Origin of the sequence: Neorhizobium sp. LjRoot104, from assembly GCF_964253725.1 — a bacterium.
Taxonomy (GTDB): Bacteria; Pseudomonadota; Alphaproteobacteria; order Rhizobiales; family Rhizobiaceae; genus Neorhizobium.
Genome location: NZ_CAXURS020000002.1, coordinates 358,069 through 376,974 on the forward strand (window position 1 = coordinate 358,069; position 18,906 = coordinate 376,974).

22 protein-coding genes are annotated in these 18,906 nt (G+C 62.3%); 4 read left to right on the plus strand and 18 right to left on the minus strand.

Going from position 1 to position 18,906, the window contains the following annotated elements; translation table 11 throughout:
- Positions 1-269 precede the first annotated feature (269 nt).
- Entirely contained in the window at positions 270-1,487 is a 1,218-nt protein-coding gene (locus tag ACSQ8R_RS23840; protein ID WP_436255843.1) for an NnrS family protein, read from the minus strand.
- A 166-nt stretch (positions 1,488-1,653) separates the two neighbouring features.
- Between ACSQ8R_RS23840 and ACSQ8R_RS23845 the strand changes: the two genes are divergently transcribed.
- Positions 1,654-2,349 carry a Crp/Fnr family transcriptional regulator gene (locus ACSQ8R_RS23845; RefSeq protein WP_436255844.1) on the plus strand — a complete coding sequence of 232 codons (696 nt, stop codon included), beginning with the start codon at positions 1,654-1,656 and terminating at the stop codon, positions 2,347-2,349.
- 66 nt (positions 2,350-2,415) lie between these two features.
- Here the strand turns inward: ACSQ8R_RS23845 and ACSQ8R_RS23850 are convergent, their stop codons facing one another.
- Genes ACSQ8R_RS23850 through ACSQ8R_RS23870 form a run of 5 tightly spaced genes read right to left on the minus strand, consistent with a single transcriptional unit; the run spans position 2,416 to position 5,060 of the window.
- Entirely contained in the window at positions 2,416-2,616 is a 201-nt protein-coding gene (locus ACSQ8R_RS23850) for a hypothetical protein (protein WP_436255845.1), read from the minus strand.
- Entirely contained in the window at positions 2,613-2,909 is a 297-nt protein-coding gene (locus ACSQ8R_RS23855) for a metal-sulfur cluster assembly factor (protein ID WP_436255846.1), read from the minus strand. The genes ACSQ8R_RS23850 and ACSQ8R_RS23855 overlap by 4 nt, the downstream gene beginning before the upstream one ends.
- On the minus strand, positions 2,902-3,423 hold the full coding sequence (locus ACSQ8R_RS23860) for a DUF2249 domain-containing protein (RefSeq protein WP_436255847.1): 522 nt from the start codon (positions 3,421-3,423) through the stop codon (positions 2,902-2,904). Before ACSQ8R_RS23860 ends, ACSQ8R_RS23855 begins: the two co-directional genes overlap by 8 nt.
- Positions 3,420-4,778 carry a hypothetical protein gene (locus tag ACSQ8R_RS23865; protein WP_436255848.1) on the minus strand — a complete coding sequence of 453 codons (1,359 nt, stop codon included), beginning with the start codon at positions 4,776-4,778 and terminating at the stop codon, positions 3,420-3,422. Before ACSQ8R_RS23865 ends, ACSQ8R_RS23860 begins: the two co-directional genes overlap by 4 nt.
- 12 nt (positions 4,779-4,790) lie before the next feature.
- Complete coding sequence (locus ACSQ8R_RS23870; RefSeq protein ID WP_436255849.1) at positions 4,791-5,060, minus strand: DUF2249 domain-containing protein; 270 nt, start codon at positions 5,058-5,060, stop codon at positions 4,791-4,793.
- Between the two features lie 198 nt (positions 5,061-5,258).
- Here ACSQ8R_RS23870 and hemN point away from each other — a divergent pair, with 198 nt between their 5' ends.
- Entirely contained in the window at positions 5,259-6,611 is a 1,353-nt protein-coding gene (hemN, locus tag ACSQ8R_RS23875) for an oxygen-independent coproporphyrinogen III oxidase (protein ID WP_436255850.1), read from the plus strand.
- A 65-nt stretch (positions 6,612-6,676) separates the two neighbouring features.
- Here the strand turns inward: hemN and ACSQ8R_RS23880 are convergent, their stop codons facing one another.
- The 6 genes from ACSQ8R_RS23880 to ACSQ8R_RS23905 form a co-directional block, all read right to left on the minus strand.
- A complete protein-coding gene (locus ACSQ8R_RS23880) occupies positions 6,677-8,575 on the minus strand; it encodes a nitric oxide reductase activation protein NorD (protein ID WP_436255851.1) in 1,899 nt (632 codons plus the stop codon).
- Between the two features lie 9 nt (positions 8,576-8,584).
- Entirely contained in the window at positions 8,585-9,391 is an 807-nt protein-coding gene (locus ACSQ8R_RS23885) for a CbbQ/NirQ/NorQ/GpvN family protein (RefSeq protein WP_436257263.1), read from the minus strand.
- Positions 9,392-9,460: 69 nt separating this feature from the next.
- Positions 9,461-10,807 carry a cbb3-type cytochrome c oxidase subunit I gene (locus tag ACSQ8R_RS23890; protein WP_436255852.1) on the minus strand — a complete coding sequence of 449 codons (1,347 nt, stop codon included), beginning with the start codon at positions 10,805-10,807 and terminating at the stop codon, positions 9,461-9,463.
- Between the two features lie 22 nt (positions 10,808-10,829).
- Positions 10,830-11,282, minus strand: coding sequence for a c-type cytochrome (locus tag ACSQ8R_RS23895; protein ID WP_436255853.1), 453 nt, complete (start codon positions 11,280-11,282; stop codon positions 10,830-10,832).
- Between the two features lie 250 nt (positions 11,283-11,532).
- Positions 11,533-11,805 carry a cytochrome C oxidase subunit IV family protein gene (locus ACSQ8R_RS23900; RefSeq protein WP_436255854.1) on the minus strand — a complete coding sequence of 91 codons (273 nt, stop codon included), beginning with the start codon at positions 11,803-11,805 and terminating at the stop codon, positions 11,533-11,535.
- 16 nt (positions 11,806-11,821) lie between these two features.
- Entirely contained in the window at positions 11,822-12,367 is a 546-nt protein-coding gene (locus tag ACSQ8R_RS23905; RefSeq protein ID WP_436255855.1) for a cytochrome c oxidase subunit 3, read from the minus strand.
- A gap of 121 nt (positions 12,368-12,488) precedes the next feature.
- On the opposite strand from ACSQ8R_RS23905, the gene ACSQ8R_RS23910 reads away from it, so the two are divergent.
- Complete coding sequence (locus ACSQ8R_RS23910) at positions 12,489-12,644, plus strand: hypothetical protein (RefSeq protein ID WP_436255856.1); 156 nt, start codon at positions 12,489-12,491, stop codon at positions 12,642-12,644.
- Between the two features lie 10 nt (positions 12,645-12,654).
- The gene (locus ACSQ8R_RS23915) at positions 12,655-13,338 is read left to right on the plus strand and encodes an NnrU family protein (protein WP_436255857.1); all 684 of its coding nucleotides are present in this window, start codon (positions 12,655-12,657) and stop codon (positions 13,336-13,338) included.
- Between the two features lie 29 nt (positions 13,339-13,367).
- Here ACSQ8R_RS23915 and ubiV read toward each other — a convergent pair whose 3' ends face one another.
- From ubiV to ACSQ8R_RS23945, 6 genes are all read right to left on the minus strand, one after another.
- On the minus strand, positions 13,368-14,303 hold the full coding sequence (ubiV, locus tag ACSQ8R_RS23920; protein ID WP_436255858.1) for a ubiquinone anaerobic biosynthesis protein UbiV: 936 nt from the start codon (positions 14,301-14,303) through the stop codon (positions 13,368-13,370).
- Positions 14,304-14,305: 2 nt separating this feature from the next.
- Positions 14,306-15,283 (minus strand): ubiquinone anaerobic biosynthesis protein UbiU, encoded by a 978-nt coding sequence (gene ubiU, locus ACSQ8R_RS23925; RefSeq protein ID WP_436255859.1) that lies wholly within the window; start codon positions 15,281-15,283, stop codon positions 14,306-14,308.
- A complete protein-coding gene (gene ubiT / locus ACSQ8R_RS23930) occupies positions 15,274-15,783 on the minus strand; it encodes a ubiquinone anaerobic biosynthesis accessory factor UbiT (protein ID WP_436255860.1) in 510 nt (169 codons plus the stop codon). The genes ubiU and ubiT overlap by 10 nt, the downstream gene beginning before the upstream one ends.
- Before the next feature lie 125 nt (positions 15,784-15,908).
- Positions 15,909-16,184 (minus strand): DUF6522 family protein, encoded by a 276-nt coding sequence (locus ACSQ8R_RS23935; protein WP_436255861.1) that lies wholly within the window; start codon positions 16,182-16,184, stop codon positions 15,909-15,911.
- 54 nt (positions 16,185-16,238) lie between these two features.
- The gene (ric, locus tag ACSQ8R_RS23940) at positions 16,239-16,901 is read right to left on the minus strand and encodes an iron-sulfur cluster repair di-iron protein (RefSeq protein ID WP_436255862.1); all 663 of its coding nucleotides are present in this window, start codon (positions 16,899-16,901) and stop codon (positions 16,239-16,241) included.
- A gap of 96 nt (positions 16,902-16,997) precedes the next feature.
- A complete protein-coding gene (locus tag ACSQ8R_RS23945; protein WP_436255863.1) occupies positions 16,998-18,509 on the minus strand; it encodes a UbiD family decarboxylase in 1,512 nt (503 codons plus the stop codon).
- Positions 18,510-18,906: the final 397 nt, after the last annotated feature.

Below are 18,906 nucleotides of genomic sequence, written 5' to 3' on the forward strand. Positions count from 1 at the left end.
GTGAAGATACGCGAGCGTAAACAGGAGGCGGCGCGACGTCACGCCGGACGCGCTGCCGCACTGTTTCGCCAATTCACGACTGCGAATGATCAGGACTTCGCACATATACTTGGCATGGCTCCGGCGGCACCCGCCCAGCAGGCGGAAACCGCCGCGCGAACGCCTGCAGGTCTAAAGTCTACCGCGCCTGGGTATCCAGAGCCGGTATTCGACTTTATTATCTGGTCGGATTCGCGTGCAAAACGGTAATCTGGAAGATGATAAGATCCTTATCCTTCCGCCACCCGCCGCCGTACATGGATCAGCATCGGTCCGTATTCGAGAACAAAGAGGCTGAAAGCAGCAAGCCAGGCGACGCCGGACAGCGCATAGATCTGGCTCGCGAATTCGGGGAACAGGCTGGCGCTTGGTCTCAGGAATGCGCAGAGCACGATCGCCGCATAGGAAGCAACGGTCGTCGGCGATGTGGTGAGCACCCGTCCGGTATGGCCCCGGCTCGCCCTTGTCATGACGGCGAGCATCATCGTGGCCACGGTTCCGACGCTCAGGACATGCATTGCCGAGGTCTCGTCGAAGAGGTTCACGGCTGCAAGGCCGATCGCGAGGAACCCCAGAGGTACGAACAGGTAGGCGATATGCAGGATTGCAACAAGCATTTCCGCCGTCGTCGTCCAGCCCCGCCAGCGTGCAAGCCGAATCGCATGCATGACGGCCGCCAGTCCTGCTATCCCGGCGACGAGGGTTCCGTCGTCCAGAACGATCCAGGCCGCCAGGGCGGCGACCCCGCACAGGATGGCGGCGGTGTCGAAGCGGTCATAGGCGGCGGGAAAATCCGTCCGTCCGGTCTTGTTGATCCAGTTGCGGGTGAAGCTCGGAATGATCCGTCCTCCGACGATGAGGATCATGGCGGTATAGGCCGAAAGGGCAAGCTTGATCCCCAGGGATGGGTGCTGTCCGCCGTCCACGGCCAGATGATACAGGATGTTTGCGGCGGAGAGGGCCATCAAGCCGCCGACAACCTTGAGGTCCTTCCACTTCCGGCCAGCGACCACTTCGCGCGCGCAGATGAAGAGAAGGAGGGGCAGAAAGACGCTGTCGATCAAGATGGCGGCCATGGCACCGATATAGTCCGACAGAAGCAGCGCCAGCCTGCCGGCGACCCAGACGAGAAACAGAAAGACCAGCGGCCACCCGGACACCGGCAATCTGCCGGTCCAGTTGGGAACGGCAGTCAACAGGAAACCGGCAAGCACGGCGCTTGCATAACCGAACAGCATTTCGTGTGCATGCCAATGGAGGGTGCCATAAGAGCCCGCGATGTCGATCAGACCCGCCAGGCTCGCTATCCACAACAGCATCGCCAAACAAGCCCAGAGCGCGGCCGAGAGAAAGAATGGCCTGAAGCCGTAGGAAAACAGGATAGGGGCGGTTGTGGAAAGTCCCCTCGGGACGCCGCCAGGTCGCCGCACAGCCGGAATTGTCGTCATCTTTGGACTCCTTGTTCGGCACCCTTGTAGCGGTGGCGATGACACCCTTCATTGCGGCGTCGCAAGCAGATGCGGGAATGTTCGTTGCCGGCGCGGCAATACCGCATCTTCGATCTCGCCGCGGGTTGTGCTAGGGTCGCGCCGACCCATAGCGGAGCATAGGCCGTTGAAGATCGATAAGAGCCTCGTGAGAAGTTTTCCCCTGTTCGAAAGGATGGAGGATGCCGATACGGAAGCGCTTCTTGCTCATGCCACCTCCCGCAGGGTGCCGGTCGGCGAAGCCGTTTTCGAACAAGGGGCGGCCGCGATGCATTTTTATCTGCTTCTGCATGGAAGGCTGAAAGTCACGCAAGTCACCGAGGACGGTCAGCAGATCATCGTGCGCGTCGTCCATCCGGGCGATTTGTTCGGTTTCGCCAAGGCGCTTCAACGCACGGACTACCCCGGTACGGCGATGGCCGTTGCGGAAAGCATCGCGCTTTGCTGGCCGACGGAGCTTTGGCCCCAGTTTGTCGATCGAAATCCGCGCCTTGCGGTCACTGCGATGCAGACGATCGGGCAGCGGCTGGAAGAAGCCCATGCCCGTATCCGGGAGATGTCGACGCAGGAAGTCGAACAGCGGGTTGCCCATGCGGTTCTCAGACTGGTCAAGCACGCGGGCCGCAAGGAAGGAGACGCGGTGCGCGTCGATTTCCCGATTTCCCGGCAGGATATCGCCGAGATGACCGGCACGACGCTACATACCGTTTCGAGGATCATGAGCGCCTGGGAGGCGAAAGGTCTGGTCGAAGGCGGGCGCCAGAAGCTGCTGGTGAAGGATGCCGAAGGCCTGCTGGCGCTCGCGGAAAGCACGAAGGGATAACCGGAGCGGGATAGGCGGACGGACTAGGCATTCTGAAACGGATGCCGGACAATCCGGTGAAATGCCTCAGATCTCCCGTGTGATCGATTCGGTCAGGCGCTCGATTTCCTCGATGACGAACAAGGCCGGATCGGCCGCAGCGCGGGCAGCAATCAACTCGTAGACAGCAAGGCGTTTGTCCGGGGTGTTTTCCGCTTGCGGGACGAGCGGCGCCATATGGTGGTGACGCGTCATTCCCCACCGCCTGATCAGCTTCAGAAACTTCATGGCATCATCATCGAAGGGTTCCACGGCGGGTCGTAGGTCAGCTCAACATCGACACTCTTCACGCCGGAGACCGATGCGGCGCAGGCCTGGATGGCTTCCTTCAGAAAGGTCGAGGCGGGGCAGCCTTTTGTCGTGGTGGTCATCAGTATGTGCACGTCGCCGGCCTGATCCGCCTCAATGCGGTAGATTAGGCCCATGTCCTCGACGCTGCGTCCCATTTCGGGATCGATGACCATCGAAAGCTGTTGCCTGACCTCTTCGGCCAGGTTGGCCTGTTCAGACGTGTCAGGCATTGGCGCTCCCGGTTCCGATGCGGATCATGATGCGGTAGGCGCTGCCGTCCCGGTCGAAATTACCCACCCATTGGTGGCCCCGGCGCGTCAGTTCCGGGAACAGGAAGACCGGCTCGCGTGCGAGCACCGCGAACATCACCGCACCCGGGCTCAGAGCTTCTGCCTCCGCGAGAATTCGCTGCATCGGTTCCGGTGGATCGAGGTCGGAAAGGTCGAGCTGCACGGACGGTTCCGCCCAAAGCTCGGGCGAGACCGCGTTTTCGGAGAGTGCGACCGCTTCTTCCAGGCGCGGTGTGAAGCGCACCTCGAAATCTCCGCCGACGAGTTCCGAAACTACGTGATCAAAGCCCTTCGCATCCATGACGCGGTAGAGCGGTTGCGGCTTGAAGGGCGCCAGCAGCTTCAGACCCTGACCGGGCTGGAGCGCGCCGACCACCGTCATGATCGCTTCGAACGGCTCGCCGCCGTTCTTCAGAATGGGCCTGACATCGAGTTCCTTGAATTCCTGGGTCATCGCGACCTCCCGTTGAAGCTTGGTAAGATGAGCCGCCGTGCGGTGATGCCCGACGGAAGTCTGGTGGCGGCCGGAACCATGGCGAGGCGACGCGCCTGGATAAATTCGAAGGCCAGAGCGCAGACAGCCGCGAGCTGGGCGAGCGCGGCCCCCCTGAACATGCCAGGCATGTCGAGGATCAGGGCGGTGGTCGCTGCAGCCGTGGCGGCGAAATAAAGCGAGAACCATGCGGACGCGCGCCGCTCGTTGACGAGGTCCTGGACACGCGGGACGACTGCGCGGCCAAGAATAGGGCCGTAGAATTCCAGCCATGTCATGAATGCCACGATCTTGTAGAGCTGTCCGAGGCCGAGCCCGGTCAGCCAGCCGAACGTGAAGAGATAGGCGACCGGCATCACCATCTCGGCCGGGTTGCCGATCACGATCGACACGGCGAAAAGAGCAAAGCAGAGGATCAGCAAACCGACTGCCACCAGGCTCGCCATCACGTTCAGTTCCGTTGACTTGCGTTTCCGCTCGCGGAAGATCGCGTGGATGTCGAACGCGTAGAGAACCGCGGCAAGTCCCGAGAGGGCGATCGCCAGGTAAAGCGGCCAGTCCGCGGGCAAGCCGGCTCCATCGAGGAAGATGCCGCAGCCGACGGCCACGAGAGCGGCGGCCAGCACCCAGCCGATCGCCCGGCTTGTCCCGCGCGTCCTTTCAGGCGACAGCAGGAACATGGTCAGGAGACGGTAGCTGACGCCGATCGCGGTGACGGTCATCCATCCGAAAAGGCCGAGATAGGCATGCGCTGGTCCAGCGGAAAGCATCAGCCCGACGAGATGCGGGTCATCGGTGAGGCCAGAGAGGGGAAGTGTGAAGAACAGCCCGACCAGCGCCGTAACGATCAGTGACACACAGCCGAGCGCGACGAACCTTGCCGGCAGCGAGTACGGCCGGGCAAACGCAAGCGTGCCCGCGACCATCCAGCAGAGGCCTTCGAATGCCAGTGTCAGCAGGAGGGCCCCGGCCGGCAGCGTCCATGTCCAGAGCGGCAGAATATCGGCCAGTCCCAGAAATCCGCCAAGCAGCAGGAGAAGCCCGGTCATGGTCAGGAGCAGCGCGGGCAGGGCGAGATGGGGAGATTGCAGCTGCCGCGAGGCGATCACCGGCACGAACTGAAGCAGCGATCCGGCAAACAGGAGAGCGAGCCAGCCGATCGCGATGAGATGAACGACCGCAAGCGAGGCCGGATCGTCGATAGGAGCGGACGGATATCCGAATCCCGATATCATCAAGGCCAGCCCGGCGACCAGGCAGACCAGTGCCGTCGCGAAATAGGACATCGTCCAGGGGGAGAGGGTGGCGCCGGGCATGGCTCTCGTCTTTCAGTGACCGCAGCAGCAGTCGCAGCCGGAACCCTGCGCCCGCTGGATTTCGACGCGCCAGACATCCGGACCCTGTTCGAGATATTGCCAGTCGAACTGTTCCGGATACCGGCTCTCGATCTGGTAATGCAGCGGCCGGGGATCATGGTCGCTCGTGACATGCATGATGCCGCCCGGGACGAGGGACGTCAGCACGCCGAAAATCTTCGGGTGACGTTCGGCGGGCGCGATCGTCCTGACATCGATGGAAAGGATCTCAATATCCGACATGGTGCGTTCTGGGCCTTTCAACTGGTGCAACGGCCTGGCCAATCCCTGCCGCCTTGATGATTTAGCAGCGGCGCGATCGTCCAAATTTGCGTCGGGACAAATATTTCGCAGAAAGGGCCGGCTGTCGTTGATTTCGCACAAAGAGAGGCTGGCGCCGGGCGGCTAATGCTCTCCGATGAAAACCGGAAAGGAGCCGATATGTCCGCAGCGATAATCGAGAAATATGGCGATGCGCGACTGCCGCGCTACACGAGCTATCCGACGGCTCCGAACTTCAGCACGGAGTTCGACGCACTCGATTATCCGGCCTGGCTCAGGAGGTTGCCCGAAGGACAGCCGAGCTCGCTCTACGTTCACATCCCTTTCTGTCGGTCGATGTGCTGGTATTGCGGCTGTCATACCACGATCACCGAGCGCGACAGGCCCATTCTCGACTATATCGAGACATTGCACCGGGAAATCGAGCTTCTGGCATCCGCTCGAGCCGACAGTTTCAGCGTCGGGGAAATCCACTTCGGCGGCGGCACGCCGACCGTCATCAGGCCGGAGGAATTCATCGCGTTGATGGATGCGTTCCGCAACCGTCTCGGTTTCGCGAGCAGCGTCAATGCGGCGGTCGAAATCGATCCGCGAACCTTGACCGGCGAAATGGCGGCGGCGCTCGGACAGTCGGGCGTCACCCGCGCGAGCCTCGGCGTTCAGAGCTTCGACCCGAGGGTCCAGAAGGCGATCAACCGCATCCAGAGCGTCGAGACGACGATGGAGACGGTGGAGCACCTTCGCCACAACAAGATCGACGCGATCAACTTCGACCTGATCTACGGGCTGCCGTTCCAGACGGTCGAATCCTGCGTCGAGACCGTCGAAGCGGCCGTCAGCATACGGCCGGATCGTTTTGCCGTCTTCGGTTATGCGCATATCCCGAGCTTCAAGAAGCACCAGCGGCTCATCGACGAGGCGGCGCTTCCCGATGCGCGGGAGCGTGCGCTCCAGGCATCCGCGATCGCCGAGGCCCTGGTGACGGCAGGCTATGTCAGAATCGGTCTCGATCATTTCGCCCTGCCTGGCGACGACCTCTCCGTTGCGCAGGCCGAAGGCCGGCTGCACCGGAATTTCCAGGGGTACACGACGGATGCCTGCGAGGCCCTGATCGGGCTCGGGGCATCCTCGATCGGCCGGTTGCCGCAGGGATATGTGCAGAACGAGGTTCCGCCGGGCCTCTACGCGACCCGGGTGTCGAAAGGCGAACTGCCGGTCGCCAAGGGTTACCACCTCACCGCGGAGGATCGTCTGCGCGGCGACGTGATCGAGAGGCTGATGTGCGACTTCGCGGTGGACATTCCCGCGCTTGCGGCGGCGCATGGCTTCGATGCCGATCTTCTCCTTGGGAGCAACGATCGGCTCGACGAGCTTGAACGGGACGGGCTGATCGAACGCCGGGGAGGATTTATCAAGGTCTCGGAGGATCACCGGTTCATCGTCAGAGCCGCGGCTTCGGCGTTCGATGCCTACCTGAACAAGAGCGGCAGGTCGTTCAGCAAGGCTGCATAGGGGCAGAGCGGAAAGGGAGGTCCGGCACTCCGCCGAGCCGGACCTCCCTTGCGACCGGGATCCCCTTATCCCGTCAGGCCGCGATAGATGGCGGGCAGAGCCGCCGGAAGCTTCGAAATGTCTCCGACGACCGCATAACCGTTGCGGCCGAACATCGTCGGCAGATAGGATTTTGCATCCTTGTCGACCGTCACGGCGAATACGTTGACGCCCAGGCGCTTGGCTTCCTGCACGGCGCGGCGGCTGTCCTCCATCGCGAAACGGCCTTCGTAGTGGTCGATGTCGTTGGGCTTGCCATCGGTCAGCACCAGAAGCAGCCGTGTCCGGTTGGGGCGTTTCGCCAGATCCGCGGTCGCGTGCCGCAAGGCGGCGCCGAGGCGGGTGTAATATCCGGGCTTCAGGCCAGCGATCCGGTCCTCGATGGTCGGGGAAAGCTGTTCGTCGTACCCCTTCACGGTCTCGATCCGCACCCAGGAGCGGCGGCGGGAAGTGAAGGTGAGGATCGAGTGGTCCGTGCCGCAGGCGCTCAGGCCCTGCGAAAGAACGAGGAGCGCTTCCTTCTCGACATCCAGGACCCGCCGGTTGTCGATCCAGGCATCGGTCGAAAGGGAGACGTCGACGAGAATGGTGACGGCGAGATCGGGCGTGCGCGGCCGGCTTGCGACGTGGATACGGTCTGTTGCCTGTCCTCCGGCAAGCAGATCGGTCCGGCGCCGGACGACGGCATCGAGATCGAGCTCCACGCCGTCGAGCTGCGATTTGAGCATTTCCTGGCGCGGCCGCAGGATTTCGAACTGCTTGCGCACCTTCCTGACCAGGGCTTTGGTGGCGTCGGATGTTTCAAGGCGATCGCCGCTCGCCGATGTCGGAACGGCGAGGACCCGGCAATGGTTCTTCAGATAGGTGGTCTTCCGGTAGTCCCATTCGGGATAGGTGAGTTCGGCGGCGATTTCCTGGAGATCGACCATTTCCGGCGGCAGATCGAGATCGAAGTGGAAACGCGAAGAGGGGCGTTCCTTTCGGTGCCCGAGAACCATCTCATCCAGATCTTCGGCGGCCTTGCCGTCTTCCTCGGGCTTGTCGTCGGTCGGCCGGTCGACATTGACCATCTCCGTCATCGCCAGGATTTTTTCGAAGCGGTTGAGGATGAACGGGCTCCGCTCGGAGCGCATCCCGTCCTCCCGCTGCCGCTCGGCGCTGAATCTTCTCTTGCCGGCCGAACCTTGCGGATCAGCGAGCGGGGTTTCGGAATCCTCCGCCGAGGAACGACTTTCCTCCTGGGGCAGAAATTCCGGCCAGAGCGGCACGTCCATCATCGGCTGATAGCCGGGCGGGGCATGACGCGGGAAGATCGCGCTCGGCGTATCGTCCGGCAGGCCTGCGCCTGCCCGCAGCAGGTTGATGATCCTGCTTTCCAGCAGCCGTTCCACGGAGGGAAGCTTGCCGCGGCGACGCTCGGCAAGCACTGCCTGGCACAGGCTTCGGTAGACCGATCGCAGGCCGGGAAATGCCGCAAGCGTAGCCTCCACATTGGCGCCTGCCATATGCAGTCGTTCGAGATCCCGCGCGAGGGGATCTCCGGAGGCCGGCCGGGTCTCGGGCAGCGTGGCAAGGGCCGCCGTCAGCCAGATGTAGAGCGCGCGGTTGAGGTTGCGATCCGGGAAGAAGTCGATGACCTCAGGCAGCATTGCGCGGGCGAAATCCCGGCCGGAGCGGGCGATCCGCTCCTCGCCCAGCCCGACAAGCTGGCGAAGCTTCAGGCGATGTTTCGACGTGCGCTGATGGGCTGCCACGAGCTGGACCGCGTGATCGCCGCCGAAGCCGCGGAAGCAGGATGCGAGGACGGATTTCATGTCGTCCAGCGCCACCGCCTGCTCGGGATAGCGCGGCAGGCTTCGCGTCTGGCCGACCAGGCGATGCCAGGCCTTGCCGACGGCTTCTTCCAGCTCGAGAAAATCCAGCATCACAGCACCTCAGGCAACCACGGCATTCGCCACTTCGATCAGGGCTGAGCGCACGTCCGGATCGTCGGTCAGCGGCTCGATCAGGGCAGCCCGTATCGCGTGGCGGGGATTGAGCCCGCCTTCGATGAGCGAAGCGCAGTAGACGAGCAGGCGCGTCGAAACGCCCTCCTCCAGATCGTGTCCCTTGAGGGCGCGCAGGCGGTGGGCGAGGTGTACCAGCGGCACGACTTGGCGCTCGGAAAGGCCGCTTTCGGCGGCAACGATCGCGACTTCCTGTTCCCGGGGGAGAAAGTCGAACTCGATGGCCACGAAGCGCTGCTTGGTGGAAGGCTTCAATGCCTTGAGGATGTTCTGGTAGCCGGGATTATAGGAGACGACGAGCATGAACTCCTTCGGCGCCTCCAGCACCTCCCCGGTTCTTTCGAGCGGCAGGATACGGCGGTCATCGGTCAACGGATGGATGACGACGGCGACATCCTTCCTCGCCTCGACGATTTCGTCGAGGTAGCAGATGCCGCCGCCGCGCACCGACTTCGTCAAGGGGCCATCCACCCAGACGGTCTCGCCGCCCTTCAGGAGGAAGCGGCCGGTCAGATCGGCTGCGGCCAGGTCGTCATGGCAGGAGACGGTCGCAAGCGACAGTCCGAGACGCTCCGCCATATGGGAAACGAAACGGGTCTTTCCGCAACCGGTTGGGCCTTTGAGAAGAAGAGGAAGCTGCCGCTTCCAAGCCAGTTCGAACAGCTCGCATTCGTTGCCGGCCGGAATGTAGTGGGGGATCAGTCCGGCCTCGACCGGCTTTATCGGAGAAATCATGGTCATCGGAATGTCCTGATCTTGGAGGGATGGGGAGGGCGGCTCCGCCGGAGACGGAGCCGCATCGCATTATTCGGCCGGCTGGATGCTCGCGGTGCCGGCGGGCTGCCGTTCGCGTCCCGGAACGAACAGGGCCCAGAGGAACATCAGCGCCGAGATGAGCACGAAGACGCCCGATCCGAGCCGGACCCAGTAGAAGATCGCCAGCTGGTCCTGGACATCCATGTAGCCCTGGCCGAGGACGCGCTGCAGGTGAACCTGAAGGACGCCGGCAAAGGTCAGCGCGAAGGTCATGACCGACATGGCCGTGCACATGATCCAGAAGCTGACCATTGAAAGCCACTGGTTATAGGGGCTGCGGCCGCGAAGCTCCGGCACGGCATAGGCCATGACGGCAAGGTTCAGCATCACGTAGGCGCCGAAGAAGGCGAGGTGGCCGTGGGCGGCGGTAACCTGGGTGCCGTGGGTATAATAGTTGACCGACGACAGCGTGTGCAGAAAACCCCAGACGCCGGCGCCGAAGAAGGCCATGACCGAGCAGCCGATCGACCAGAGAAGGGCGGCCCGGTTCGGATGCTTGCGTCCGGCCTTCCAGGTCATCACGAAGGTGAAGATGACCATGGTGAAGAAGGGCGCGACTTCCAGCGTCGAGAAGAGCGAGCCGATCCACTGCCAGTAACCGGGAGCGCCGATCCAGTAGAAATGGTGGCCGGTGCCGAGAATGCCGGAGAAGAGGGCAAGGCCGACGATCACGTAGAGCCATTTTTCGACCACTTCTCGGTCGATGCCGTTCAGCTTGATCATCAGGAAGGCCAGCACCGATGCCATGATCAGTTCCCAGACGCCTTCGACCCACAGATGGACGACGTACCACCAGTACATCTTGTCGAGCGCCAGATTGGCCGGGTTGTAGAAGGCGAACAGGAAGAAGATCGCCACGCCCCAGAGGCCGAAGATCAGGATGTTGGTGACGACGGTCTTGCGGCCCTTGAGCACGGTCAGCGTCACGTTGAACAGGAACATCAGCGCAACGATGACGATGCCGACCTTGATCGGGAACGGCTGTTCCAGAAACTCGCGGCCCTCATGATAGTGGAACAGATAACCGACGACGGCGATTGCCGCCGCGACGAGGAAGAGCCAAAACTGCGCGACCGCGATCCTGGTGCTGTACAGCTCCGTCTCGGCCTCTTCGGGCAGGAGGTAGTAGGTCGATCCCATGAAGCCCATCAGCAGCCAGACGATGAGCGCGTTGGTGTGGATCATCCGCACGATGTTGAAGGGCAGCAGTTCCGAAAGCGTGTTCGGCAAGACGTAGATCGTGCCGGCGAGGACGCCGAACAGGACCTGGGCGATGAACAGGCCGAGCGCGCCGTAAAAATACAGCATGGCGACCTTCTGGGTTTGATATTTCATGTGTTTTTCCCTTCCCGTGAGATCAGCCGGCATCGTTCGGCGGCCAGTTCTGGGTCTTGATCCTGCTCGTCCATTCGAGGAAGTCGGCCAGGTCGTCGAGTTCCTGTTCCGTCAGGTTGAACTGCGGCATCTGCCGCCTGCCCTCGATGCCGCTCGGCTGCGCGGCCATCCAGGCCTTCAGCGTCGAACGGGCCGTGTCCGGATCGGTATCGCCACCCCATCGCTTCCACACGTTTCCGAGCTCGGGGGCGAAATAGGCGCCTTCCCCGAGGATCGTATGGCAGTTGATACAGGCGTTCTTTTCCCAGACGTGTTTGCCGCGCGCGACGGAATCCAGGAGCGTGGCCTCGTCCGTGGACGTCGTGAGCATGTAGTAGTGACTGTGGGCTGTCAGCCCGAGAAAGATTACGAAGAAGAACGCGGAGCCGCCGTAAAAGACGTTACGTGCCCCGGTCTTTGTGAGGCGTTCTGCCATCCTCATGTCCCCTTTGTGCGGATGCCTTGCGGGTTGCTGCCGGGTCCGGCCCGCATGGAAGCGGCCGGTACCCGTGGAGCTTCTATGAGCGGATTCCGGGAGGCGTTCTTTGCGATTTACCAAACAAAAAAGCGGTGCCCCCGGAGCGCGCTGTTTTTCAAGTGTAGGGATAGGCTTTCCGATGGCGACATGGGGCAGCCCGCCTGGGGTTGGGCAGATTTCGGAAAGAAAGGCGCAGATGGGAACCGAACTAGAGAACCGCCGCCAGCACGACCTTGCCGAGCGACAGGACGGAGAAGAAGACCGGCCAGATCATCAGCGCACGGGCGAGATTGGGGCGTATTCCCCGCAGGCCCATGAAGTCGAGCAGGATGAGCCGTATCTTGGCAATGGCCATGACGAGGATGACGGCAAGTGCTGCCGCCGGGATCACCTCATGCTTCCATTGCGCGGCGATCAGCGTGCCGGTGATGCCCAGCATCATGACCCAGTTGCCGCTGCCGAAGAGTTTCGAATCGTCCATGGGAGTATCCTTCGTTCTAGCTCAGATAGATCAGGGGGAACATCACCAGCCAGACGATGTCGATGACGTGCCAGATGGTTGTCAGCATGACGATCGTCGAACGGTCGAGCCGGATTGCCGCCAACACAAAGAGAAGGCCCACGAAGGCGACATGGGCGAGGTGAAAGCCCGTGATGAGAAAATAGAGTTCGAAAAAGGTCTGCAGGTTCTCGTCGCCTGTCGCCGCCCATTCGGAACTGTATTCGGCGAACTTGAGGGCGACGAAGAGAAAACCCAGAAATGCGGCGCCGAGCAGGAAGAGGCGTTGCAGGCGAGGTTTTCCCTTAGAGCTGACGGCCAGCGCCGCCTGCCAGCTGCTCGCCAGGAGCACGACGGTGTTGAGCCCCGCCAGTCGCGGCGCGAGATGCAGTTTTGCGAGCGCAAAACTTTCCGGATGCAGCATGGACATGACGACATAGCCGGTCAGCAGGATGCCGAAAGCCGCGAGCTCGCCCCAGACAAGCACCCAGAGTAGAAGGTCGCCGCCTTCATCCCTCTCCTCGGTCGTCGTGATTGCCGCCATTCCGAAACCTCCGGTATTCTTCCGCAGCGGAAGATGGAGGCAATACGGATCCGGCTCTTTGTCATATCGCAAAGAAACGGCCGATAGAGAGGTTAGGATGGCGGCAAACCAAGGATTTGCCATGTCTGATGCACAAGCCGGCCTGCTGATGGCCGCACCGATCATAGTCATATTCGCCATCGCCCTGAAACGGATGGGTGTCCTGCAGGGTTACAGCTCGCTCGCCGCGGTGGTCTTTTCGGTCGCCATCGCGGGCGTTCTCTTCTGGCAGCAGTAGCGGATTTGCCATGGCGCAGTTCCTGCTGGCTTTCGGGACCTTCATCGCCCTGCATTCCATTCCTGCGATCCCGAAGATCCGCGGCGCGCTGATCGGCCGGATGGGGCATGGAAGCTATATTGCCGCCTATTCCATCATCTCCACGGCCGCTCTCGCCTGGCTTGTCCTGTCTGCGCTGAGCCTCGATTATGTGGAAATCTGGCAACCCAGGCCGTGGCGGGCCTGGCCCACCTTCGTGCTTTCACCGATCGGACTTTTTCTGGTCCTGGCCGGCCTGTTCAGCCGCAATCCCTTCTCGATCTCGTTCCGCAAGGGAGTCGAGGCGGATGCGATCGTGGCTGTCACGCGCCATCCGGTTCTCTGGGGTTTTCTCTGCTGGTCGGTGGGGCACATTCCGCCCAACGGAGATCTGCGATCGCTGCTTCTGTTCGGCGGCTTTGCCCTCTTTTCTGCCGGTGGCTTCCTGATGCTGGAAAAAAGGGCGCGTCGGTCGCTGGGGCCGGCCTGGCCGTTGGCCTCTTCGCAGACTTCCGTCATCCCGTTCGCCGCTGCGATCAATGGTAAGACTAGAATTACGGTAGATATGCCGATGGCTGCCGCCATGTTGTGCACGGTGGCGCTTCTCGTCTGGCTTCTCGGCGGGGGGCATGCCGTCTTGGTGGGCGCAGATCCGCTTCTCTTCCTTGGCGTTTGATCGCCTCGTAAGGCAAGCGATCTAACCGCTCAAGCTTGCCCGTGGGCCGTATCGCGGGCGCGCGCCACCCAGGCAGCGCCTTCGCGAGCATGATGGAAACCGTTCGACAACGGAGCCGCCGGATAGATTTCGCGCAGCCGCATGATCGCCTCGTCCGCGTCCAGAGTGTCGTCGAGCACGGCGCGATAAAGCCTTGCGACTGCCACCATGTCGCAGTCCTGCGGCGACAGGCGGATCGCCGAGATACCGCAAGCGGCGAGGCCGGCGAGTTCGCCGAGCAGGGCCTGGCAGGTATGGGACACGGTCTGCACGCCGTTGAGCGCCAGGAAGGATTGCCGGTCGAGGGTCTTCACCGGCAGGCCGTCCGGGTCTTCGCCGCAGACGAACTGGCAATTGTCCTTGATCTTGCCCTTGGACCTGGCGTGAGCGCATCGCGCCGAGATGGCGAGCGGCATGCGTCCGAAGGCGAAGACCTCAAAGGCAATTGCCGGCGCCTCGGCGACGATTTTTTCGACCGACGTGAAGGGCAATTCCGGCGGCAGGCAGATGCTGATCGCTCCCCGGCCGGCGAGCAGCCTCGCCGTCGGTGCGTTGTAGACGTTGACCAGGGGGCCGATGCTGTGGGGCTTGGCGTTCAGCAGGCCGAGGGCGGAGAGGTCGTTGGCCTCGATCACGTGTTCGCTGTCGGCGACGAGCTCGCGGATCTGCCGGCTCTCCCGCTCCAGGGTGACGAGCGACAAGGTCGAGAGAGCCACGGTCTTGCCTGCGGCTTCCAGTCTCTCGATCACCTCGGCGATATGCGGTTCGATGAAATGCTGCCGCTTGGAACAGACGGTTTCGCCGATCACCACGCGTTCTACCGGCGCCTCATCGGCGATACGGAAATGGAAATCGCGCCATTTGGGACCATCCCAGAGATAATAGACAGGTCCCATCGTCAAGGCGGGCGAAGTGGTCCGGCTCATGCTCATCTCCAGCGCTTCTCGTAGGCGCCCGACGTGGTCTTCTGGCCTTCGCTCAGGCCGCGCAGCCGCATCAGCAGAGACGTTCGTTGCGCCGGGCTGGCCGACAGGGCCTTTTTCAGGGTCGAAACGACTTCGGCGACATAGGCCTTGCCGCGCTGGCGGCCTTCGATCTTCAGGGCGCTGACGCCCGCTGCCGAAAGCGCGTCGATCTCGCCCATCACATCGAGGGAAACTGGGTCCTCGAATGCGTAGGCGGGACTGTCGGCAATATCGAAACGGCCCTTGCACAGGGTGGGATAGCCTGCCGCTTCGCCGGCAGGAAAGCGATTGATCGTGTAGTCGCCGAGTTCGGAAACCAGTTCCTTGCCCTCCTGGAGATAGCGCACATGGCTTGCCGGCGAGCAGACGCCGTTCATGTTCGGCGACTTCCCCGTCGCGTAGGAGGAGAGGGAACAGCGGCCCTCGGCCATGACGCATAGCCCGCCGAACACAAAAACCTCGATCTCGCATCGAATCTTGGGCGCGATGCGGGCGATGTCGGCAATGGTGAGCGTTCGCGGCAGCACGACCCGCCTGGCATGGAAGGCCTCGACGAGGAAGTTGATTGCATCGACATTCGAGGCGGAGGCCTGAACCGAGACATGCAGGCGCTGCTCGGGATAATGCTCCGCCACATGCGCCATCAGCCCGAAATCCGCAAGGATCAGCGCATCGGCCTTGAGGGTGACGGCGTCCGCGGCGGCGCGGTACCAGATGTCCTCGTCTCCGGCCCGCATGAAGGTATTGAGGGCGACGAAGGTCTGGGTGCCGTGCCGGCGGGCATAGGAGATCGCCTCGCGCAATTCCTCGCGGCTGAAATTGAGGCCGGGGAAATTGCGGGCGTTGGTTTCATCGCGAAAGCCGCAATAGACAGCGTCGGCGCCCGCATCGACGGCTTCGCGGAAGGCTGCCGGCGTTCCGGCGGGGCAGATCAGTTCCATGAGGACGTCTCGTTGTTCAGTGCGTGGCGCCGGATGCTTTCCCCCATCCGTCCGAAGAGGGGTGCAAGAGGACCGGCGAGCCTCGACAGGTCGCGCGGCAAATCGATGTCGGTGCCGTCGAGCGCGTTGCGCATCGCCAGCATGGCTTCCATGTCGCCCGTGACGGAAAGATCGCGGGAGAAGAACAGTGCATCCGCATCGCATCGGCCTTCGAGCAGGGCGAGCAGCAGGAAGAGCGGCCCTTCGACCGCGGCATCGGCCGGGTCCTGCGTCGCCGGTTTCCGCATGACGCGGATGGACGGCCCTGCCGGCTCCAGGATGAAGGCGAGCGGCAGGTCGCTCGGAAGAAAGGCAAAGCGTTTCGCCTTGTACTCGCCCAGCCGTTCGAACAGGTCCGGGTGTTCCTTCAGGACGCGCCCGAACAGCAGTCCCGCCGCTCGTTCGATCGCCGCAAGCGGCATGTAGTTCAAGGGAATGGCGAGCAAGCGGGGGAATTCCATTTTATGCATCCTGCGGACATGCAGGCAGACGCTATCGGCTGCGGGGGCGGCCGTGTTTGAGCTATCGCAAAGAGGGTGATGGTTCTTTCGTGAGAGCCGTGAGAGCCGATAAAAACGCGTCGGCGTCAGGATCCGCTGGATCGGCCCCTGCCACGAACGAAAGTCACGCTTTCGCTTTGAACTTCGCCTTCGCTGTTCAGGATGGCGCGCCAAAGGCGGTTTCCGAGGCGAACGCTCAAGCGGGACGTTCCGATATCCTCGGCTTCGCCACGCTCGACCGTGCTCGTCACCAGACCTTGGCGGATTCTCTGCCGGAAATCGTCGCGAGATAGCCCGAACCGGGCGGCGATCTCGCCGGATTCCAGGATAAAGTCGCCGCTCGGGTCCCGTTCGATATGCATCGCTCTTCCTCAGGTCGACGGTGTTGCGGCAAGGTTTACCGCTTTCCCCACGTTCTACGACACCGATTGAAATCTTGGAAACAGCACTTCGTTTTCGAGATGCATATGGACGACCAGATCGTCGGTGAATTTGCGCAGCCCGGTATAGAGCGCCGTCCAGGATCTGCAGGCACCGTCGGGCAGGGCGAGGCCGCGCGTCACGTGCTCGATCGTCTGCAGATGCTGCGCTTCGTCTTCATGTTCGCGCCGCAGTTCTGCGATCGGATGGGCAATCATCTGGCTACCGCCGCGCCGCATCATCGGGAAAAGCACCTGCTCTTCCTTGGTCATGTGGCTTTCCAGGTCATCGCGTAGCTGTGTCAGCAGCTCGGAAAGTCCGATCGGCGCGGAAAGATGGTTGCCGTGCACTCGTTCGACTTTCTGAGCGAGAGGAATGAGCCAATCCAGTTCCTCGCGATGAGCGGCGTGATACCTGTTGAGAATATGCGCGATCAAGGCCAGTGTTTCCTGCGGCGCATTCCGTCCCGATGCCTGTTCAAGAGCCTTGAGATCGGCGATCAAAGCCGCTGGGGCGAGGCCTGCCTGCTCTGCGGCGATGGAGAGGGGTATGTCGCCGCCGCAACAAAAGCTGATGCCGTGACGGCGGAAAAGCTCGGCGGCTCCCGGCAGTTCCGTGGCGACCGCTGCGACTGTCGTATCTGAGCAAATTTCAGTCATGATGTGCTCCTTTTCGATGATGGTTTAAGGATTGCATTGAAGTCGGCCCATTGGCCGGCGGACAGGCGTTGCGACGCGCCGCAAATGATTGGGCTGTCATGGCGAAGCCTCGCCGAGGCCGAGCGATGCCCATATCCGATCGACCTTTTCGATGACCTCGGGAGACATTTCGAGAACCCGCCCCCATTCCCGGACCGTCTCGGAACCGATCTTGGTCGTGGCATCCAGCCCCACCTTGCCGCCGAGGCCCGGTTGCGGAGAGGCGAAGTCGAGATAGTCGATCGGCGTATTGTCTACCACCATGAGGTCGCGGCTGGCATCGAAGCGGGTGGAAATCGCCCACATGATATCCGGCCAGTTTCGGACATCGATGTCGGGATCCACGACGATGATCAGCTTGGTGTAGCTGAACTGCGGCAGCATCGACCACAGGCCCATCATCATCCGCCGGGCGTGGCCCGAATAGCGCTTGTCGATCGAAACCACCATGGTCCGGTAGGAACAGGCTTCCGGGGGCAGCCAGAGATCGCGGATCTCGGGGAACTGGCGCCGAACCAACGGGACGAACAGCTCGTTCATGGCTTCGCCGAGCCTGGACGGTTCATCCGGCGGCCGCCCGGTATAGGTGGAGAGATAAAGCGGATCGCGGCGCATGGTGATCGCCGAAAGGGAGAGCACGGGGAAACTCTCGACGGCGTTGTAATAGCCGGTGTGGTCGCCGTAAGGACCCTCGTCCGCCATCTCGGAGGCGGAGACCGTGCCCTCGAATACGATCTCCGCCTCGGCGGGAACGGGGAGCGGTGCCGAAAATCCGGACGCAACCTCCTGGCGCCTGCCTTTCAGGACGCCGGCGAAATTCAATTCGCTCATTTTGTCCGGCAGGGGCATGACGGCCGCGAGTATTGTCGCCGGATCGGCCCCGACGACGACAGCGACGGGCATGTCGCGGCCGAGCGCCTGCCACATCCGGTGGTGTCTTGCACAGCCCCGATGAGCGAGCCAGCGGACGATCAGGCGGTCCTTGCCGAGTTTCTGCATCCGGTAGACGCCGACATTGACATCCGTCGGATCGTCCGGCGCCTGCGTGATCACCAGCGGCCAGGTGACGAGAGGCGCTGGCTCACCGGGCCAGCAGGACTGGATCGGCAGCCGGTCGAGATCGATATCGGCTCCTTGCCAGACGATCTCCTGACATGGCGGGTGCGAGACCAAGCGCGGGTTCAGCGAGAGCGCCGCCTTCAGCTGCGGAAGTTTCCGCCATGCGTCGAGCATCGATTTCGGCGGTCGCGGCTCGCGCAATTCGCTGAGAAAATCGGCCAGTTGCGGGATGCCGCCGGCTCCGAGCCCGAGGCCCCACTCTATTCTCTCGCGGGTTCCGAACAGATTGGCGAGAAGCGGAATCGCGAGCGTATTGCCGCAGGCATCGACCGGCTTTTCGAAGAGCAGCGCGGGTCCTTCTTCCATAAGGACCCGGCGGTGGATCTCGGTGATCTCGTGGACCAGCGAGACGGGCTGCGATATGCGCTTCAGCCGGCCCCTGCTTTCCAGGAGGGCTACGAAATCCTGGAGATTGGCGTAGTGGCGGGGAATGGTGGCATCGGCTTTCATGTCCCTCAGATTGCGAAGAAAGAAGCGGCTGTCTTTGCGCTCGCGCAAATGGACGAATGTCGCCGGGTCATTCGACGTATTCCGGGTTCTAAGATCTCGGGCGCAGCATAAGGGATACGCCTGCACTGCATACAGGCTGCGCACTCAGGCTCGCTTCGGCGTCAAACCACCTGATACGCAAGTCGTCAGTCCCGGCGAGACGAAATCCCCAGGCGGTGTGATGGTGTACGAGCCGTCGCTTACGAAAGTTCAACCCGGCGGTACAGTGACATTCGCAGTACGCGTCCTACCCGCATCCGTCACCTAGCTCCCAACCATTCGTGCGTCCGCTTTGAGCACGGTGAGTTGCCTGCGATCGGAGTCATCATTTTGCACGCACCGGTTTCCGGCGGATGAT

What these genes read in the sequence shown, in the direction of transcription:
- ACSQ8R_RS23910 (WP_436255856.1), top strand. Translation starts at nt 12,489, where the DNA reads ATGTCTGATGCACAAGCCGGCCTGCTGATGGCCGCACCGATCATAGTC.
- ACSQ8R_RS23840 (WP_436255843.1), bottom strand. Translation starts at nt 1,487, where the DNA reads ATGACGACAATTCCGGCTGTGCGGCGACCTGGCGGCGTCCCGAGGGGA.
- ACSQ8R_RS23865 (WP_436255848.1), bottom strand. Translation starts at nt 4,778, where the DNA reads ATGCCCGGCGCCACCCTCTCCCCCTGGACGATGTCCTATTTCGCGACG.
- ACSQ8R_RS23900 (WP_436255854.1), bottom strand. Translation starts at nt 11,805, where the DNA reads ATGGACGATTCGAAACTCTTCGGCAGCGGCAACTGGGTCATGATGCTG.
- ACSQ8R_RS23915 (WP_436255857.1), top strand. Translation starts at nt 12,655, where the DNA reads ATGGCGCAGTTCCTGCTGGCTTTCGGGACCTTCATCGCCCTGCATTCC.
- ACSQ8R_RS23855 (WP_436255846.1), bottom strand. Translation starts at nt 2,909, where the DNA reads ATGCCTGACACGTCTGAACAGGCCAACCTGGCCGAAGAGGTCAGGCAA.
- ACSQ8R_RS23905 (WP_436255855.1), bottom strand. Translation starts at nt 12,367, where the DNA reads ATGGCGGCAATCACGACGACCGAGGAGAGGGATGAAGGCGGCGACCTT.
- ACSQ8R_RS23870 (WP_436255849.1), bottom strand. Translation starts at nt 5,060, where the DNA reads ATGTCGGATATTGAGATCCTTTCCATCGATGTCAGGACGATCGCGCCC.
- ACSQ8R_RS23885 (WP_436257263.1), bottom strand. Translation starts at nt 9,391, where the DNA reads ATGATTTCTCCGATAAAGCCGGTCGAGGCCGGACTGATCCCCCACTAC.
- ACSQ8R_RS23850 (WP_436255845.1), bottom strand. Translation starts at nt 2,616, where the DNA reads ATGAAGTTTCTGAAGCTGATCAGGCGGTGGGGAATGACGCGTCACCAC.
- ubiU (WP_436255859.1), bottom strand. Translation starts at nt 15,283, where the DNA reads ATGGAACTGATCTGCCCCGCCGGAACGCCGGCAGCCTTCCGCGAAGCC.
- ACSQ8R_RS23890 (WP_436255852.1), bottom strand. Translation starts at nt 10,807, where the DNA reads ATGAAATATCAAACCCAGAAGGTCGCCATGCTGTATTTTTACGGCGCG.
- ACSQ8R_RS23860 (WP_436255847.1), bottom strand. Translation starts at nt 3,423, where the DNA reads ATGACCCAGGAATTCAAGGAACTCGATGTCAGGCCCATTCTGAAGAAC.
- ACSQ8R_RS23945 (WP_436255863.1), bottom strand. Translation starts at nt 18,509, where the DNA reads ATGAAAGCCGATGCCACCATTCCCCGCCACTACGCCAATCTCCAGGAT.
- ubiV (WP_436255858.1), bottom strand. Translation starts at nt 14,303, where the DNA reads ATGAGCCGGACCACTTCGCCCGCCTTGACGATGGGACCTGTCTATTAT.
- ACSQ8R_RS23935 (WP_436255861.1), bottom strand. Translation starts at nt 16,184, where the DNA reads ATGCATATCGAACGGGACCCGAGCGGCGACTTTATCCTGGAATCCGGC.
- ric (WP_436255862.1), bottom strand. Translation starts at nt 16,901, where the DNA reads ATGACTGAAATTTGCTCAGATACGACAGTCGCAGCGGTCGCCACGGAA.
- hemN (WP_436255850.1), top strand. Translation starts at nt 5,259, where the DNA reads ATGTCCGCAGCGATAATCGAGAAATATGGCGATGCGCGACTGCCGCGC.
- ubiT (WP_436255860.1), bottom strand. Translation starts at nt 15,783, where the DNA reads ATGGAATTCCCCCGCTTGCTCGCCATTCCCTTGAACTACATGCCGCTT.
- ACSQ8R_RS23895 (WP_436255853.1), bottom strand. Translation starts at nt 11,282, where the DNA reads ATGGCAGAACGCCTCACAAAGACCGGGGCACGTAACGTCTTTTACGGC.
- ACSQ8R_RS23880 (WP_436255851.1), bottom strand. Translation starts at nt 8,575, where the DNA reads ATGCTGGATTTTCTCGAGCTGGAAGAAGCCGTCGGCAAGGCCTGGCAT.